This is a genomic window from Pseudomonas sp. CCI3.1, from assembly GCF_034313985.1.
Classification (GTDB): domain Bacteria; phylum Pseudomonadota; class Gammaproteobacteria; order Pseudomonadales; family Pseudomonadaceae; genus Aquipseudomonas; species Aquipseudomonas psychrophila.
Map to the genome: position 1 here is coordinate 5391341 of NZ_JAVIWO010000001.1, position 16675 is coordinate 5408015.

Here is a 16675-nt window from a genome sequence, read left to right on the forward strand (position 1 = left end):
GATGCTTTTGTGTTGCTGTACAATTGTTAGGCCAGATGTTCTTGGTCTTTAATGTCGCGATATTTTTAAGGAAGATATATGGAGGTTTTTAAAACTCTTGCTGCGTATGGTGGGCTTGCTCTAGGTCTAATAAATTTAGGTTTACTTATTTATAAAGATTATTTTCGGCGCGGAAAATTAACTGCCGTGCTCAGAAGAGCAGAGGTTCGATCTGTAAATTATGGTGATTTTGATGTTCAATTAGAGTTGGGTGTTAATGCCAAAGGTGGAGCTATCTTTCTAAGAGAAATGGAGTTGGGCTGTTTGGGTTGCGAGGTGTTCGATCCAAGTAAAGGCGTGAGCACTCAGAAAATATTTAGGGTTGTTGATTCATCTGGATACTCGTTTTTTGACTTGCCTGTGGATGTGTTTAAAACAAAAGTCGAGAAGCTAATGGTTAAGTCCAGTCTGGTATCAAATTTGAAGATAGAAGAAAAAGAGCACCGCTCTATAAGTGTGCTAGCTCGCATTTGTGTCGAACGAGGCATGGATGGCTTTGGGGATTGGCCGCGCTCGGGTTGGTATCTTAGAATAGTGCACTCTGAAGGGGAGGAAGTGGTTGATTTTTCATTTGAGGTTCACAGTTCTAATAAGGTTAATATCTTTTCTGGGGTGTGATTCTAATAGGGTCTCCCCAAGTGAAAGATCAAGTAATACGGGAATTTTCACTTGGGTGAGATTGCTGGCATATTATGGGCAGGTTGTATCTTTTACAGTGAAGGCCTTGGCTTACATCTACCGAGATTTGGCTTTCGCAAAACGTGGTATGTCAGTCGTTTATTTCGAGTCGAAAGTGCCGAGTATTAACTTGGCGGCTTCCCCAATCTGCGCATCAAGTACCGACTTAAATTCCTGCGCAATTTCTTCGCGCTGCACTTCTTCACCGACCCAGCGAAGTTTCAGCATCGGCTGTGCGCCGCTGGTGATGATGGACACACGCAAGGTGATGTTGCGCACGCTCAACCCCTCGTAAGGCACTACCGAAAACACCAGCGAGGCGGGCAGGGTCTCTTTGCTTGTGGCCTCGATCTGGTCCATCGCGCTGCGACTGGTGCGGGTTTCGCTGACAGCGTGGTCGCTCTCCGATGATGCTTTGATGGTTATGGTTCGCACTGCTGCAATGGCTTTGACGATGCTCATTTGTTGGCCAGCCTCATCAGTGGCGCCAAGCGAAGCATTCCAGTCTTCGATCCAATCACTCAGGTCTTTCTGCGACAGCGCGCGCGCCGGGATACTCTGGACAGCCTTGTAACCTGCTGATGGTTTGAGGCGTAGCACTGCACGATCATCTGCGTGCCCGGGCGCAACGTTGGTGCCCAGGTTGAAGATCAGAGTGCAGGTCATTTCGTCCTGATCGATAAAGCCTCGGGCGCCTTCAATAGCGCGTTCTTTGACGTAGGTACTGAAATCAACCAGGGAGTTGGTGGAGAGCACACCACGAAAGCGGCTGCGGCCCACCTGATACTTTTCCAGATCAACCACTTTCACGCCTTCAGGAAGGACGGCCGTTGGCGAGTAGGTCGACAGTGTTTTGCCTGCGGCCACAAGGGCTGTGTCGGTAATTAACTGAATTGCTTCTGAGCTGAGGGACATGGTTCAAGTACCTGTGGGAGTGGGCTTAAGTGCGCGGGGTGATTGGGGCTTCTTCTCGGTTGAATAGCTGGTCGTGCTTTTCAGGAAACATCGTGATGCTGCCGCCGGTACCGACATGCATAGGCGTATCGAGGCGGGTGTTTTCGCTGCGGGTACCACGCTTGGTGGGCACCTTGTAATCCAGTTTGTGATTGATCTTTACCTGGCTGGATTCGCCGATCTGGGTGAAATCGAGGGTAATCACCAGCTTCCCGGCTTTGCCGTGATCGACCACGCCTGCAGCTACTTCTGAGAGGGCGTGACCAATTTGGCTGATGAATGCACCGCCATTGAGGTCTTCGAGAAACTGCGCGGTATCGGTAGGTTTGGACATTGTTGTTGCTCCGGTCTGGCTTGGAGTCCGCTGGGCGGCAGGTGGTGTTGGGATTGGCGAAGGCGACGCAGCACTGAGGTGTTTATGCGCCTCACTGGCGACGGCCGAAGAAGACGAATACGGCCAGCATTGCGCCGATGCGTAATGCCCAATTGCGTAGGGCCTTCCCGAACTGCTTGATGCTGAACTGCGCCGCTTTAGCTTCCAGCTCACGAGCATGAGCAGTGGCATTGTTGTGGCCGAAGCGCTCGGCTACGACCACGCCAGTAGTGCGATTGATCAGCGAAAAGGTGTTGTTGCCGCTCGGCCGCACGATGATCAGCGGGGCCAGCGGTGGCGGTTGTACACCGGGCTTTTGGTAGAACTCGGCCGTAGCTTGGCGGGCACGTGCGCGCAACCCTTCGAGGGCAGTGACGCGTTGGGCGAAAGATGGGTGCATGGTCGATCCTCGACTTGGGTTGCGGGTATTCGTCAGCGCTCAGGCCTTTCGACAAGGGAGGGCTGACGAATAACTGCAGGCATGAAAAAGCCCAGTCGAAACCGGGCTGTGTTGCACTCTTAAAACGCCACCGTATGTAAGAGCCTGACTGTGCGGGCGTGCCCATCACGATTTACTTGTGCATGGTTGAATCCTCTTTTTTCTTTGTCAGCAGGTAAGGGGTGATGCAGGTGTCCAGCGTCTGCTGGGTTGGCGTCCGCATCGGTCTGTACTCAGGCCGGTAAATGCCGAAGATCAGACCGATGCGTCCTGGTGCTGGGGAGTACCAGGTGCTCGGGCAGTTAGCGACAGGCTGTCGTGGCGCTGGTTGATTCGGATTAACCGACCAGATCAAAAGAGTCAGCGCGGCGTGTCATTCTCAATTCGCCGCCTCGGCGCTCACTGGGGCGGCGATCACGTCGAGCCATCCCGCTGTCATCAAGACCTTGCATCGTCATCACTGCGACCAGCAGCAAGCAAAGAGGGGTGATTATCTGGCGGCGCATCGCTTCGGCGACCATCGCGCCCTGGCGGTGCACGCCAAGCTTGTACATGGCGCAGGCCAGTCGCTTAACCACGGTGCCCGGCGCAATGTCGAACTCTCTGGCTATCTCTTTTGCGGTCAGTCCCTGGGCAACTGACAGCACGAATTGCAGTTCCCGTGGCGCAAGGCCTCGGCCGAGGTGGCCCTTCCATGCACCGTCTACGATTGTCGATTCCATGATGTTTACTCGGTTGTTTTCCCGATGCACCCGGTTGCCCAGGTGCAGCAGTGAAAGTGTCCGTGAAACACCCAGTCTCGCTACTGGCGACGGCCTGGGGTTGTGGCGTCTGCGACTGATGGCTTGCTTGGGGCGGCCTACCGGTATTCGGCTGATGCGCGGTGACATCGACGGCTCAACTTTCCGCTGCCTGAACAGGTGTTGGGAGCGGCCTTCAGGCTTTCCGCTCCACGCAGGTGAATCGCTCACTTGTGCATGACTGCAAATCCTCCATTTGCTTGAGGTGTGTTGTTGCACGCCGTCTTACCGAGGTCGATACGGCAACACTCAGGGAGGCTCCAGCCTTTGAGTGCGCTAACGACCTTTCCCGTCCGGCGCTATGTAGCTGTTCGTTGTTAAAGAGCGGGTCTGGCCCATAGGCCTTCGCAGTTCCTGGTAAGTCGTTGCGATGGAGTTAATTTAGAAAACTAAACAGATGACGTCAAGGTTTATTTTAGAAATCTAAACAATTAGGGCGCAGCTATATCATCCAGGTGCTTAGATATTAAGGGCTTACGCTTTCAGGATTGTTCGGGTAAGCTGTATATGCATACAGTATTTTGGAGTTTTAAATGGCCCGCCAGCAAAAACTGAAGGCGCAGGAACGCAAGCCGATGTCCGGAATAGAGCGGTTAAACCTTAGAGTTTCAGGGATGATCAATCACCCAATAGCCCAGGACCGGCGGTGGGTTACGATCCATCGCTTGGGCACTGATGGCGACAGGGAGTGGGAAGAGGTGTTAGGCACGCTTTCAGATATCGACGGTATCAAAATGACGATAAATGATGAGGATGAGTCGATCACGCTGAAGTGGGAGGCGCAATCTGAGGAAGACCCTAGGGTAGAGTCGCATGACGAGTTCGTGGCGGTGGATGAGTCGGCTCTTTATGACTAACGGTCTTCTGGCTTTAGTGACCAGCCTGCGGTGTAGAGCGCGTGGGGCCTTAACACGTTTTGAGTAGGTGCTGTGTGCTCATCTATTTTCGTGTCTTCACGTCGCAGCCTTTGGGTGGGAGGGGTGATACTTTCCAAGCCTAGGCCTATTACCGGCGATGCCTTCCAGTCAGCAACCAGAGTAGCGGTAGAGGGTTTTGCCCTCTTAAGCAGGTACGCCACATCAGGAGCCCCCTTGCTTCTCGATCTGTCTTTTCTACGCTTCTTCTTGTTTTTCCGATTTAGAGGCGGGTCCAGGGAGGGAAGGGGAGATCCCGCGTAGGTGGGATGGCGGTCCAGATACTTAAATAACTGGACTGCAAGTCCAGAAAAATCCTCAGTTTTTCTAGCTGAAACCAAAACCTCATACAGGATAGCGTAGAGCCGCCACTCCCTGTAGTCAGTGAAGTCTCTGCGACTGTGCCCGGCCTTATTTATATAGCCTATTAGATTTTTCGGGAGCTTTGCGGATTTGAAATCCGAGATTCTTTGTTCAAGCAAGATGTCCATTTCTTGTATACCTGAAGCAGTAAATTTCGTAGCTAGCTCTTTTTGAGCAGGCTCATGCTTTTCGCGCATTCCAGATGAGCAGTACCTTCGCGTGAATTGTAACGTCGTCAATCCGCGCCGTCTGGTTCTCGTAATATTGATTGTCCGAGATCAGCCGGTAGTGCTCTTCATCGAGGCGCATCACTCGCTTGATGTACAAATCCTGGTGCCAGGTCATCACATAAATACCCTCGCCGACGAAGTCCTTGATGCCCTTATCTACAATGACCAAGTCTTTGTCGTTGATTGTTCCTTCCATGCTCTGACCCCAGCCTGTGATCATTGCCAGAGATGCGGCCGAAGTGTAGGTCACGCCTTTTTCGCGTAGCAGCTCCTCTCGCACAACCAAGTTGCGAACGGCCTCGTTGTACTCCGGTGGCAGTTGTCCATCACCCATAGCTGCGCGAATGTCGTACTGAGGGATCAGTATCTCGTCCTGTTTTGGCTGAAGGCTTGCGTGACTCGTGGGGATGTAGGACTGGTTAGACCCCGCCGGGTGGTCAGCCTCTGCAGCCGCTGCAAGCATGGTTTCTCTTGCCTTATCGGAAAGATTTTTCCCGGCCTTTGATGCTAGTAGCTGCGCAACCAAGTCGGCAGTTGAGCCCCCTTGTTCCGAATTATCAGAAGAAGAGATCTCCGGTGCTCCACTGCCATCCGATAGCCAGTTAGGGGAACACTCCAATGCCTTGGCCAGGGAGAGCAAGTTTCTGCCCTTGGCTCCATTGGTTCCGTTCACCCAAAAGCTTACCGTCGCCTTTGATACGCCAGTGAGCCTGCTGATGTCTGTCGCGCTGAGGTTCAGAGCCTTCATGCGCGCGGATACACGATCTTTGAATTCCATATTTAGGATTCTAAACAATTCACTGTTTAGATAACTTGCCTTGTATTGTTAAGAACTCTAAACTCAGTGAGGACACCGGAGAAAAACCATGACCTACGACCAAGCACTTGAACACTTTGGCACTGGCCGTGCTATCGGCGACGCCCTTGGCGTGACCGGCAGCCGGGTATCCCAGTGCCGGACAGCGGGCGGGTTCTCCTACCCAGTGCAATGCGTACTGGAAAAAGAGTCGGGCGGAAAGCTAACCGCCAGCCGCCTCGATGACCCATCGCACCAAATAAAGAAATCCGCCGCCTAACCCAACCCACAGCAAAGCGCTATCTGGGACGTAAATCATCACCTCGTTTGCAGCTGACTGGTAGCACCTCGGATTAGCTGTAAATCCATCCAGTTGCCAAATAACAAGCAAAAAAAAGCCGGTGGCTAGACCGGCTTCAGTACAACGTTTGCAGGAGCCATTATGAGCACCATTCCAGCATCAAGCAATACCGCCTATTCCATGCCTCCAGGCGTTGCACTGCCTACTTGTAAGGAGGCTATGTAATGGCGCGCGCACGCAACATAAAACCCGGCTTGTTCACCAACGAAGTTCTTGTGGATCTTCCGGCATTTGATCGACTGCTGTTCATTGGCCTGTGGTGCCTGGCAGACCGGGAAGGGCGGCTTGAAGACCGCGTCAAACGTATCAAGATGGAGCTGTTTCCCTGCGATAACTACGACATTGAGATGGGCCTGAATAACCTTGCGCGGTCAGGCTTCATTACGCGATACCTCTCTGAGGGTCATACGGTCATCGAGGTCAGTAACTTTACGAAGCATCAGAACCCCCATGGCTCTGAGAAAGACAGCGACCTACCTGACGTTAACGGTTATCTGACTGTTAACGAACGGAAAAATAAGCTCATCGTTAAGGGCTCTAGCCGCAAGATTCACGTTCGAGAACTGAGCAATACCGTTACTGCATCGTTGGAGCCGGTTAGTCCACCGTTACTTAACGCCCTGATTCCTGATTCCGGATTCCTGATTCCTGAAAAAGATCTAAACCACTCTCACAGCGCGGACGACAAATTCTCGTCTGCCGTGCCAAGGCAAAACCCAACTCCCGAGGATTCCTCGGTACTTGGGTCAGAGCAAGCACTGGAACCTGTTAACCCCAAGGCTCCGGTGGAGATGACCCTGGACTGGATGCCTGATGCCAATCTCTTGCAGACCTACTGCGTTCACTTCGGCGTATCAGCTGACCTGTTCACGAAGAGTGCTGTAGCCCCATTCACTGCTCACCATCAAACCGAAGGCGGACTAAACACCCAGGCTAAGTGGGTTTCCCTGCTGGTCAGGTGGGTGAAGTCAGATAGCGCCCGTACCAGCAATATTCGTCAGTTTCCGGCCAAGCCTAGAGCCGAGGATGCCTACGACGACGAAGACACCACCTGGCTGAATCAGGAGTTCACCCAATGAATCAAGTTTCAGTAATCGCCACCGGCCTATGGGCCAAGGTGCAGACCGGGCAGTTCATCGCTGCCGGCGAAATCGACAACATCCAGCCCGCTGCCGAGCTGTCCCAGGCCACGGCCAAGGTCATCAACGTTTTGTTCCGTGAGCTGCGTTCGATCTTCCCAGCGTGGAAACAGGCATGGCCGGATATGGTGACCTACAAAGCCGCCAAACAGCAGTGGATGCAGGGTTTTCTTGAGGCTGGTATTTGCAGTACTGAGCAACTGCGTTTTGGCCTGATGCGCGCGCGCCAGGCGAAAAAAGACTTTGTGCCGCACGTTGGTACGTTCATCGAATGGTGCACGCCCACAGCGGAAATGCTCGGCCTGCCAAGGCTGGCTGCAGCCCATCGCGAGGCTTGCCGTAACGCGCATCCGTCGATGGCCGGTCAAGCAAAATGGTCCCATGACGCGGTGTGGCACACGGCTAAAGAGTGCGGATTTGAAAACCTCAACCGGCTGTCCCATGACCTGAGCATCAAGCTGTTTGAGCGCAATTACACGATCACGGTACGTCGCATTCTAGCGGGCCTGCCGTTGCAGAAAATGCCCCTGGCTTTGCCGCCACGGGCCATTGAACGCAGCGCGCCCGAAGTGGGCAACATGGCTTTGGCGGCGCTGCGGGCCATGCGTTCGGGAGGTGCTGCACATGCCTAACCCAAACCTTGCCCCGGTTGAACCGAACGATTACCGCTGGGCGGTGCATGCCTGCTCGTACAAGTTTGACTTGAGCCACAAGCCCGATCGGGCAGTCGCCTTGTTTGAGCATGAGACTGCGGCACAACATTTCGGGCGCCTGATGTGGCCCGGAAAATTTGAAGTCGTGGACCTGCAATTACCTGTGGGAGCGGGGCAATGAACACCAAAATAAAAACCCTGACCGTGAAGCTGTCGGACGCGGAGATTGGGCGCAATGCCAAGCTTGAGCATGTGCGCGACCTGCGGGATGCCGGTCACCCGGCGTTGCACTTTCGCTTCTCCAAGAACCGCACCCGTGGCGCCTGGTACTTGGTCAACAAGCGCCGCTGGCATCGCATCGGTGCCTTTCCGGATTTGAGCTCTAAGCAGGTACTGGCCGCATTGCCAGCCGTGCGCCTGCGTGTGTCGGCTGATGCAGGCGCGACAATTTCCCAGTGGGCGACCACGGGCGAGCTGCTCAGCTGGTATGCCGGTCGCATGGCTTTAGACCGCAACCTGTCGGCCAAACGAAAGACCACCGGGGCCTCGGCCATGAAGTGCCACCTGTTGCCTCGTCTGAGCGGGCTGCCGCTGGCCGAGGTCAACAAGGCCGCCCTCGACCACTTGTTCATGTGGCCGCTGCAGGAGACCCTCTCCATCGATTACGTGCGCCTGGCGTTCCAGTTGCTGGCTTCGGCATTCCGTCAGGCGTTAACGCTGGGCTTGCTCTCGTCCAATCCAATGGCGGGCATCAAGTTCAGCGACTTCTCCAAGGCCAAGCGCGGCATTAAGCCCTCCCGGCTGCGCGGCGTGCAGTTGCAGGATCTGCTGAGCGAGCTGGCCCCGGTCATGGCGAATGAGCCCGCTGACGGCATGCTGGCCCTGATGATGCTTTGCCACGGCACCCGGATCGGGGAGACCCGTCAGGCGCGTTGGTCGCATATCAGCCTGGCCGAACGTGAGTGGTTCATTCCGGCTGAACACACTAAGACCGGGGTTGAGCATCACCTGCCACTGACCGACCAGGTGCGCAGCCTGTTGATCCAGTACCGCGACACCCAAGCCGCCCGCGGCTATGACGGCCAGTACCTGTTCCCGGCTCGCAATGGCAAGGCGTTGAGCGAAGGGCAGGCCAGTGCTGTATTCGCTCGGCTGGGCAAGGGTGAGTGGACTAGTCACGACCTGCGCAAGGTGGCCCGTACCGGTTGGGCAGACCTCGGCATCGACCACCTGATTGGTGAGTTGCTGATCAACCACGCGATGGGTCACAGCGTGAAGGTGTACATCCAGTCGGACGTGATGAGCCGCAAGCGCGATGCTCTGGAGAAGTGGCACGCCCATCTAGACCAAAAGGGTTTCAGCCTGATCCACGGGCAGACAGGCGTTAGATTCGGAGAATCCGGTAATTCGCTGGAAGCCGCTAACGGCATGGCGTGCAGCGCTATTCAGAAAACAACCACAGTAGAGGATTAAAAATGGCTCAAAAGCAGGCTGGAATCTTTGGGCCAAGCATCAGCCTTTGGCAGCATGGCGTGACGCTAGCCTGCGTGGGCGCCGCTGGATTTTTATGGCCTTCTCCTTGGGGCTGGGCAGTTCTGCTGGTGGTGATAGCCGGCGGAGTGGTGGAAGGGATCGTCATGGCAGTGAAGGGGTATTGAACTATGGCTCTGTATAAAGACGTAATGGGCACCCTGGTGCGTGTGCTTGCTGCCGACAACATCGACAACTCAACCAAGCAGAGCTGGCAGAAACTAATCGATGCCGAGCTGAGATCAGGCGGGCAGGGCGCGGGTATCTCGGTGCGGGACAAGTTCGACTATGACTGCTGCCTATATGCGCTGCTGCACCGTGAGCTGGCTCCGGCTCAGTGGGATGTGCTGGTGGCGAAGTACTCGACGCACAAGGCCAACAAGGTCGGGGCCATTGGCCGCCTTATCAGCCGCGTATCAACCCCGGCACCGCAGTTGTTCGTCTACAAAGCGGTCACCGCTTGGGCCATACCCAAGATGAAAGGCGTGCAGGTGCCTGCTCGTACGGGGCGAGAGGTTGTAAGCAGAAGCCTTCGCGACGATCTTGAGCATGCTGCTATCGGCAAAATGATTGCTTCCGGTCGGACGATTGATGTGGCTGTTGGGCGTGACCAATACATCAAGCGCTCCACGGACATGATCGTGTTGCCCGCTGAGTTCTACGACATGAACACCTGGGACACTGAGGGTAAGCCTGAGTCAACAAGGCGCCGCTGGAAGACCGGCATTATGAAATGCCTTGAGCGATTGGAAGAGGCTGCTGTCATCCATGCAACCGAGATCTTTGACCGAGAAGAAATCTTTATAGATGCGGCTTGACCATGATGGCGGTTTGATCGTAAATTAACCCCATCATGTCGATCTTGCGTGTGGTGATACTGATCAGCCCGCGACAAGACATAACCAAATCTCAAAGCCCAGCCATCGCGCTGGGCTTTTTCGTTTCTGGAGTTCACTCATGGCTACTGTCCAATTCATCCGCAAAGATGGTGTAGGCAAGCTTTTGATTGATGGCGTAGATGTTTCAAGCGTAACCCGCGAGCTTAAGGTTTCTTGTCTGGGCGGTGACATCCCAAGCGTTGAGATTGGTGTGCTGGCATATGGTCAGAACGATGTTGTTCTTGATGAAGCGCACATCGTTGTATCGGGCATCCAAATTCCAGAAAGTGTCGAGGCTGCTCTGTACTCTTATTTAAAGAGAAAGCGCGATCTGGTGGACGTGACCGCGCTTTCAGATAGCAGTATGAAATCAGCAATCAAATCCTGACACAAGACTCGCCAGTAGCTACGATAACGAACTCACCGCTTGCGCTTTTGTTCGCTGCTCCACCGCCTTGAACGGTGTAGCCCGCTAAGCCGTTTTTCCATTGCGTATGCGTGTCAGAGATGGTGGTTCCATCATGCTGTGTTGTTTCCTCAGTGATTGTATAAACCTTTCCTGAAGAACCTTTCACTTGGAACTGATCGGTTTGAATAATTCGCGTAGCTGCCATTGGTTTCACTTCGTTATAGCTGTAGGAGCAATGACGATAGCATGAAGCCATTACGGCATTGATACACCGCTAATTTCAGGCTCAGCCATCCCGCTGGGCTTTTCGTTTTCGGCCCCGCCACACCCATCGCCTCAAGCTGGGTGTGCTGTCGGGGCCGAATCAATTATTCTCCCGGAAAGGGAGGATCTCCCACCTCTATATGCTCGCAGCTCTATTCAGATACGAGTAGCGTCTTCCCCTGACGCCAGTATGTGAAACCCGGTTTGGCTGAGTTTATTCGCGCATCCGCCGCTTCTCACTTTGTAATGCTTGGCTCCGTCCACCCACCCCGTGTCTGAGTCACCCCCAAACGTGGTCTTGGTTTGGGTGGTTTGTTCGAATATCTCGTAGATCCTCCCTGTGATGCTTTTAACCTCAAACTGATCCGTGTTTACGACCCTTGTCCTATCCATGGTTTCGTCCTTGTATTTCATGCCAATGATGGTAGTGGCTTTTAGACTTCACGCCTCATTGATCGACCTTTTATTCAAAGCTCCCAAAGAGGGAGGAACACGAGATGCCCCACATGCCAGAAAAAGACCCGTCATTCTGGGTGTTGGTAATGACCGCTCTGAGAGAGAACGGCCTCGCCATGGTCCTTACATTCGCACTGACCTGGTTGCGCATTCAGTACGACGCAAAAGAGACAACACCATGGCGTCAGTTCATTGAGGCAACACTCGGTGCACTGATTGTGATGGTCGTTGGCCTTACAGTGAAAGAGTTCGGCCTCAGCATAGCGTGGTCATTCGCCACTGCCGGATTCATTGGGGTGCTCGGCGTGGAGTGGGCTCGCCAGCTGGGCAAGCGGTGGGCTGAGCGCAAGGCAGATGAACTCTGATGGCCTGCAGCAGCTGCGCCGCCCGGCGCGAACAGCTCAACAAGTGGAAGGTGATTGCATATGAGCGAGCAGCAGAACTCTTTGGCTGGCCTGCTCAGCCAGGTACTGGCCGAACAGATCAAGCAGACAGCGATCCTCGAACGGATGGTGACCCAGCAGACCCAGTTGATCACAGCCTTGGCCGAGGAGGGGATTGAGTCGGATCCAGAGTCAACGCCACCGACCTACATGAGCGGCGCACCGCGCCATCCAGCATGAGCCGCCTGAAGACACTGCCCACACGCCTGCAACCCCAAGCCAATCGCATCGCAACCGCAGTGCCTGGGTCATGGCGCAATGACAAGGCCACCTCGACCCAGCGCGGTTACGGTTACGCATGGCAACAGGCGCGACTGGTGCACCTCAATGCCCATCCCCTGTGCGTCTACTGCGAGCGTGATGACCGGGTGACAGCGGCCAGCGTGGTCGACCACGTCATCCCGCACCGTGGCGACATGACGCTGTTTTGGGATCGCACCAACTGGCAGTCGCTGTGCAGACCTTGCCACGACATCGTAAAAAAACGAGAGGAATCAGCAGGTTGAACAGGCTGAAATGTCAATCTTTATTGCTCGTTTCGGTCACAAACATGCAAATAAGAATATTTATCAATAAATTTGTTGCAATTAATTCTCATTTGTGAATGTGAGAATGATTCTTATTTGATTTAATGAGAATATTTCTCATTTGGTGGAGGGGGGAGGGTAAAACTCCAGAGGCCTTTTGCTCCTAGACCACCCATCCCCGCACGCGCACATTTTTTCCCCTTTTCAGGAATTTTTGTTAATGGCTTTAACACCCAAGAAGCGGGCATTCGTCGACGCTTTGCGGGGCGGTGCCTCAAACAAGGACGCAGCCATCGCCGCAGGCTACGCGGCGTCCAGCGCATCGGCCGCCGGATCACGGTTGGCAAAAGACCCTTACGTCATGGCCGCAATGGCCGGGACGACCTTTAACAAAAAAGTTAACAAAATTGTTAAAGCTCCAGCAGCGCAACAACCGGCTGCTGATGCGCCACAAGCAGCTGATCCCGATGACGGCCCGGGCTTCGATTTGAACAGGGCCTTGTCATTCTCCGACCCGAAAGCGTTCCTGCTGGCTGCCATGAATGACCATGAAGCCGAGGCAAAGCTGCGGGTCGATGCCGCCAAAGCGCTGATGCCCTTTATGCACCCGCGCAAAGGCGAGACCGGCAAAAAGACCGAGCGCGAAAACGCAGCGAAGATTGCCGGGGCAGGGCGCTTTGGCTCAAGCCCACCCCCATTGAAGGCGGTCAAGTAAATGCAATGGACGACCGCCTGCCCAGACTGGGAGCAGAAACTGCGCCTGGGGCAGTCGATTATCCCAGCGCCGCTGTTCCCGCAGGAAGCCGAAGCCGGTCTGGCGGTGTTGCGCGAACTAAAGATCGTCGACGCCCCGGGCAGCCCTACCATTGGCGAGTCCTGCGCCGAGTGGGTGTTCGACTTTGCCGGGGCGATCTTCGGCGCCTACGACTACACCACCGGGCGCCGGATGATCTCGGAATACATGCTGTGCATTCCGAAGAAGAACTCCAAGTCGACCATTGCCGCCGGGATCATGCTTACCGCGCTGATCCGCAATTGGCGGCTGTCGGCCGAGTTCATCATCCTGGCCCCGACCAAGGAAATTGCCGACAACTCGTTCAAGCCTGCGGCCGATATGGTCAAGCACGACGAAGAGTTGCGCGACCTGATGCACGTCCAGCCGCACTTGCGCACCATCACCCATCGGGAAACCGGCGCCACGCTCAAGGTGGTGGCCGCCGATGGCGACACGGTAGGCGGCAAGAAGGCAGTGGGCGTACTGATTGACGAAGCCTGGCTGTTCGGCAAGAACGTCAAGGCGCCGGACATCATCCGTGAAGCCACGGGCGGTCTGGCGTCACGACCTGAAGGCTTTGTGATCTGGCTGACCACGCAGTCCAACGAGCCGCCTGCCGGTGTGTTCCGCGAAAAGCTCAAGTACTCCCGCGCCGTGCGCGACGGGCGTATCGATGACAACCAGTTTCTGCCGGTGATCTACGAGTTTCCGCAGGCAATGATTAAAAGCGGTGAAGCCCGCTTGGTTGAAAACTTCCACCTGGTGAACCCGAACATGGGCTTCTCGGTGGACGAAGCCTTCCTGCTGCGCAGCTTCAAGATGGCGCAGGAAGCGGGCGAAGAAGAACTGCGCGGCTTTCTGGCCAAGCACGCCAACATCGAAGTCGGTTTGGCGCTGCTGTCCGAACGCTGGGCCGGGGCGGACTTTTGGGAGGTGCAGGGCAAGCGTCCAGGCTTGAGCTTCGATGACCTGCTGCGCCAGTGCGAAGTGATCGATATCGGCATCGACGGCGGCGGGCTAGATGACTTGTTGGGCTTTGCGGCTGTCGGCAGGCATCGAGCCACACGCGAGTGGTTGTTGTGGACTCACGCCTGGGCCCACCCATCCGTACTGACCCGTCGCCAGTCCGTGGCGGCCAACTTCCATGACTTTGCCAAAGACGGAAACCTGACGCTGGTAGACCAGATCGGTCAGGACGTGGAGCAGGTAGCGAGCCTGGTCGCCCGGGTTGAGCAAGCTGGATTACTGGACAAGGCGGGGCTCGACCCGGCGGGTATCGGCGCGATTCTCGATGCTCTGGTCGAGGCCGGTGTGCCCGAGGAAAAGGTCATTGGTATCTCCCAGGGCTGGAAGCTGGGCGGCGCTATCAAAACCGCTGAGCGCAAACTGGCCGAAGGCACCTTGATTCACGGCGGTCAGCCGATGATGGCCTGGTGTTGCGGTAACGCCAAAGTCGAGCCGCGCGGCAACTCGATCCTGATCACTAAACAGGCTTCAGGCTCGGCCAAGATCGACCCGCTGATGGCCACGTTTAACGCAGTGACGCTTATGGCGTTGAATCCAAAGACGGAGAGCTCCCTCTCTGACCACATCATGAAGCACGGAATCAGAACCCTATGACCGATGAAATCAAGGCGCCAAGGCTTGAGGCGCTGAAGGAGTCTGCGCCTGACATTATCGGCGTGCTTGGGTTGGGCCTGTTAACCCGTGGCCTGTGGGCATGGATGGGGGAGCCATTGGCTCTGACTGTCTGTGGTTCGCTCCTGATTGCGTTAGCCGTTGTGTCGATAGTGCGGGGAGGCCGGTAATGCTTCGGGCACTCTTTGGAAGAAAGACCAGCTCTCTGGCTATCGATACCTCTGAAAAGCTGGCCCAGGCACTGGGCTCCGGGTACGAAACCAACTCCGGCCAGCGTGTGACCACAAGCAGCGCCATGCAGCAGCTGGTGGTGTTCAACTGCGTTCGTGTGCTGGCTGAGTCTGTCGGCATGCTGCCCTGCAAGCTTCTGAAACAAACCAATCGAAATCGATTTCCTGCCACGTCGCATCGGCTATTTCCGGTGCTGACAATGGCCCCCAATGGCTTTATGACTGCCCAGGAGTTTTGGGAGTTGCTGATCGTTTGCCTTTGCCTCAGAGGCAATTTCTTTGCCTACAAGGTAATGGCACTCGGCAACGTGGTGGAGCTGCTGCCCATCAATCCTGACTTGGTCACGCCAAAGCTTAAGGATGATTGGACGGTTGAATATACCGTCAACTTCAAGTCGGGCACGAAGGTCCTCACCCAGGACGAAATCTGGCACGTCAGGTTGTTCACGCTGGATGGCCTGAATGGGCTCAACCCCATTGCCTACGCCCGTCAGGCGCTGGGCCTTGGCCAGGCTATGGACGCCCATGCTGCAAAGTTGTTCACCAATGGGGCGGTTGCCAGCGGCGTGCTTTCGACCACTGAGAAGCTGACTGATGAGGCATTCGCCCGGTTAAAGACCCAATTCAATGGCGAGCACATGGGTGTCGCCAACGCCTACAAGCCGATGATTTTGGAAATGGGCCTGAACTGGAAACCGATCAGCCTTAGCGCTCAAGACACGCAATTCATCGAATCCAAAAAACTGACCGAGGCGCAGATCTGCGGCCTGTTCCGCGTGCCGCCACACCTGGTGGCCAGCATGGAAAAGATGACGCTCAACAACATCGAACATATGGGGATGAGCTTCGTGAACTACTCGCTGGTCCCCCTGATCACGCGCATTGAAAACAGGATTTCTGTCGGCCTGCTCAGCGACAAGGACCGGCTTACCCATTACGCCAAATTCAACGCCGGGGCATTGATGCGCGGCGACTTGAAGGGGCGTTATGAGTCATACGGCCGGGGTATTCAATGGGGGATCTTGAGTCCCAATGACTGCCGCGACCTCGAAGACTACAACCCCCGCGAAGGCGGCGATATCTACCTCACCCCAATGAACATGACCACCAAACCAGAGGCTGCCGAAGATGCAGACAAAACAGCGCCTTGACCTGCCGCTGACTATCAAATCGGTCAGCGACAGTGGCGAGTTCGAAGGCTATGGCTCCGTGTTTGGTGTTGAGGATAGCTACGGCGATGTAGTGATTCGCGGTGCGTTCGCGGTGAGCTTGGCCAAGTGGAAAGAGAAGGGCCGCCTGCCGGCCATGCTCTGGCAGCACAACATGAGCGAGCCGATCGGTATCTACACCGAAATGCGCGAAGACGATGTGGGCCTTTACGTCAAAGGCCAGTTGTTGATCGATGCCGACCCTCTGGCCAAGCGCGCCCACGGCCATATGAAGGCGGGCAGCCTGACCGGCATGTCCATCGGCTACATGCTCGACGATTACGAATACGACAAGGAAAAGGGCGTCTGGATCCTGAAAGCGATCGACCTCTGGGAAGTCTCCCTGGTCACCTTTCCGGCCAACGATGAAGCCCGGATCACTGACGTGAAATCTCTGCTGGCCCGTGGCGAAACACCGCCACCCAGCAAAGTGGAGCGAGCCCTGCGAGAGGTTGGGTTTTCTGGCTCCCAGGCCAAGGCTTTTATGGCTAAGGGCTACGGCGCAGTTTCACCGCGAGAGGCGGGTGCCGACGAAGCACTGCAATCCCTCAAATCACTTTTGACCCGCATTTAGGAGC

25 protein-coding genes are annotated in these 16675 nt (G+C 55.4%); 18 read left to right on the plus strand and 7 right to left on the minus strand.

Translation table 11 applies throughout. The annotated features are described in order from the left end of the window. The first annotated feature begins 78 nt into the window (after window positions 1–78). On the plus strand, window positions 79–657 hold the full coding sequence (locus RGV06_RS24825) for a hypothetical protein (protein ID WP_322151697.1): 579 nt from the start codon (window positions 79–81) through the stop codon (window positions 655–657). A gap of 159 nt (window positions 658–816) precedes the next feature. Here RGV06_RS24825 and RGV06_RS24830 read toward each other — a convergent pair whose 3' ends face one another. The 4 genes from RGV06_RS24830 to RGV06_RS24845 form a co-directional block, all read right to left on the minus strand. Next, entirely contained in the window at window positions 817–1632 is an 816-nt protein-coding gene (locus RGV06_RS24830) for a DUF2303 family protein (protein WP_322151698.1), read from the minus strand. 25 nt (window positions 1633–1657) lie between these two features. Further along, the gene (locus RGV06_RS24835; protein ID WP_322151700.1) at window positions 1658–2005 is read right to left on the minus strand and encodes a hypothetical protein; all 348 of its coding nucleotides are present in this window, start codon (window positions 2003–2005) and stop codon (window positions 1658–1660) included. Between the two features lie 91 nt (window positions 2006–2096). Further along, window positions 2097–2444 (minus strand): hypothetical protein, encoded by a 348-nt coding sequence (locus RGV06_RS24840; RefSeq protein ID WP_322151702.1) that lies wholly within the window; start codon window positions 2442–2444, stop codon window positions 2097–2099. A 377-nt stretch (window positions 2445–2821) separates the two neighbouring features. Further along, window positions 2822–3205 (minus strand): LuxR C-terminal-related transcriptional regulator, encoded by a 384-nt coding sequence (locus RGV06_RS24845; protein ID WP_138738247.1) that lies wholly within the window; start codon window positions 3203–3205, stop codon window positions 2822–2824. Between the two features lie 611 nt (window positions 3206–3816). On the opposite strand from RGV06_RS24845, the gene RGV06_RS24850 reads away from it, so the two are divergent. Further along, a complete protein-coding gene (locus RGV06_RS24850; protein WP_138738248.1) occupies window positions 3817–4140 on the plus strand; it encodes a DUF1654 domain-containing protein in 324 nt (107 codons plus the stop codon). Here RGV06_RS24850 and RGV06_RS24855 read toward each other — a convergent pair. Beyond that, on the minus strand, window positions 4137–4757 hold the full coding sequence (locus tag RGV06_RS24855; RefSeq protein ID WP_322151705.1) for a hypothetical protein: 621 nt from the start codon (window positions 4755–4757) through the stop codon (window positions 4137–4139). The genes RGV06_RS24850 and RGV06_RS24855 overlap by 4 nt on opposite strands. Beyond that, window positions 4741–5568, minus strand: coding sequence for a S24 family peptidase (locus RGV06_RS24860; RefSeq protein WP_138738250.1), 828 nt, complete (start codon window positions 5566–5568; stop codon window positions 4741–4743). The genes RGV06_RS24855 and RGV06_RS24860 overlap by 17 nt, the downstream gene beginning before the upstream one ends. An 88-nt stretch (window positions 5569–5656) precedes the next feature. On the opposite strand from RGV06_RS24860, the gene RGV06_RS24865 reads away from it, so the two are divergent. The 8 genes from RGV06_RS24865 to RGV06_RS24900 all read left to right on the plus strand — a co-directional run bounded on the left by RGV06_RS24865 (window position 5657) and on the right by RGV06_RS24900 (window position 10535). Continuing rightward, window positions 5657–5866, plus strand: coding sequence for a hypothetical protein (locus RGV06_RS24865; protein ID WP_322151708.1), 210 nt, complete (start codon window positions 5657–5659; stop codon window positions 5864–5866). 245 nt (window positions 5867–6111) lie between these two features. Beyond that, window positions 6112–7026 (plus strand): DnaT-like ssDNA-binding domain-containing protein, encoded by a 915-nt coding sequence (locus tag RGV06_RS24870; RefSeq protein WP_322151709.1) that lies wholly within the window; start codon window positions 6112–6114, stop codon window positions 7024–7026. After that, on the plus strand, window positions 7023–7718 hold the full coding sequence (locus RGV06_RS24875; protein ID WP_322151711.1) for a replication protein P: 696 nt from the start codon (window positions 7023–7025) through the stop codon (window positions 7716–7718). Before RGV06_RS24870 ends, RGV06_RS24875 begins: the two co-directional genes overlap by 4 nt. Beyond that, a complete protein-coding gene (locus RGV06_RS24880; protein ID WP_322151713.1) occupies window positions 7711–7920 on the plus strand; it encodes a hypothetical protein in 210 nt (69 codons plus the stop codon). Before RGV06_RS24875 ends, RGV06_RS24880 begins: the two co-directional genes overlap by 8 nt. Beyond that, complete coding sequence (locus RGV06_RS24885) at window positions 7917–9212, plus strand: tyrosine-type recombinase/integrase (RefSeq protein ID WP_322151714.1); 1296 nt, start codon at window positions 7917–7919, stop codon at window positions 9210–9212. The genes RGV06_RS24880 and RGV06_RS24885 overlap by 4 nt, the downstream gene beginning before the upstream one ends. Window positions 9213–9214: 2 nt before the next feature. Then, the gene (locus RGV06_RS24890; protein ID WP_322151716.1) at window positions 9215–9397 is read left to right on the plus strand and encodes a hypothetical protein; all 183 of its coding nucleotides are present in this window, start codon (window positions 9215–9217) and stop codon (window positions 9395–9397) included. 3 nt (window positions 9398–9400) lie between these two features. Next, window positions 9401–10087 carry a hypothetical protein gene (locus RGV06_RS24895; protein WP_322151717.1) on the plus strand — a complete coding sequence of 229 codons (687 nt, stop codon included), beginning with the start codon at window positions 9401–9403 and terminating at the stop codon, window positions 10085–10087. 139 nt (window positions 10088–10226) lie between these two features. After that, entirely contained in the window at window positions 10227–10535 is a 309-nt protein-coding gene (locus tag RGV06_RS24900) for a hypothetical protein (protein WP_322151719.1), read from the plus strand. On the opposite strand, the gene RGV06_RS24905 is transcribed toward RGV06_RS24900, so the two are convergent. Then, complete coding sequence (locus RGV06_RS24905) at window positions 10525–10761, minus strand: hypothetical protein (protein ID WP_321833242.1); 237 nt, start codon at window positions 10759–10761, stop codon at window positions 10525–10527. The genes RGV06_RS24900 and RGV06_RS24905 overlap by 11 nt on opposite strands. A gap of 565 nt (window positions 10762–11326) precedes the next feature. On the opposite strand from RGV06_RS24905, the gene RGV06_RS24910 reads away from it, so the two are divergent. From RGV06_RS24910 to RGV06_RS24945, 8 genes are all read left to right on the plus strand, one after another. Then, a complete protein-coding gene (locus tag RGV06_RS24910) occupies window positions 11327–11641 on the plus strand; it encodes a phage holin family protein (protein WP_321833240.1) in 315 nt (104 codons plus the stop codon). 60 nt (window positions 11642–11701) lie between these two features. Next, the gene (locus tag RGV06_RS24915) at window positions 11702–11899 is read left to right on the plus strand and encodes a hypothetical protein (RefSeq protein WP_322151722.1); all 198 of its coding nucleotides are present in this window, start codon (window positions 11702–11704) and stop codon (window positions 11897–11899) included. Then, window positions 11896–12225 (plus strand): HNH endonuclease, encoded by a 330-nt coding sequence (locus tag RGV06_RS24920; protein WP_322151723.1) that lies wholly within the window; start codon window positions 11896–11898, stop codon window positions 12223–12225. Before RGV06_RS24915 ends, RGV06_RS24920 begins: the two co-directional genes overlap by 4 nt. A gap of 241 nt (window positions 12226–12466) precedes the next feature. After that, window positions 12467–12961, plus strand: coding sequence for a terminase small subunit (locus RGV06_RS24925; protein WP_322151725.1), 495 nt, complete (start codon window positions 12467–12469; stop codon window positions 12959–12961). Continuing rightward, window positions 12962–14641: a terminase large subunit gene (locus RGV06_RS24930; RefSeq protein WP_322151727.1), complete on the plus strand. Its 1680-nt coding sequence runs from the start codon at window positions 12962–12964 to the stop codon at window positions 14639–14641. It abuts the gene before it with no gap. Then, complete coding sequence (locus tag RGV06_RS24935) at window positions 14638–14829, plus strand: hypothetical protein (RefSeq protein WP_314490909.1); 192 nt, start codon at window positions 14638–14640, stop codon at window positions 14827–14829. Before RGV06_RS24930 ends, RGV06_RS24935 begins: the two co-directional genes overlap by 4 nt. After that, window positions 14829–16040 carry a phage portal protein gene (locus tag RGV06_RS24940; RefSeq protein WP_322151729.1) on the plus strand — a complete coding sequence of 404 codons (1212 nt, stop codon included), beginning with the start codon at window positions 14829–14831 and terminating at the stop codon, window positions 16038–16040. The genes RGV06_RS24935 and RGV06_RS24940 overlap by 1 nt, the downstream gene beginning before the upstream one ends. After that, entirely contained in the window at window positions 16018–16671 is a 654-nt protein-coding gene (locus RGV06_RS24945) for an HK97 family phage prohead protease (RefSeq protein WP_086797708.1), read from the plus strand. The genes RGV06_RS24940 and RGV06_RS24945 overlap by 23 nt, the downstream gene beginning before the upstream one ends. Window positions 16672–16675 lie beyond the last annotated feature (4 nt).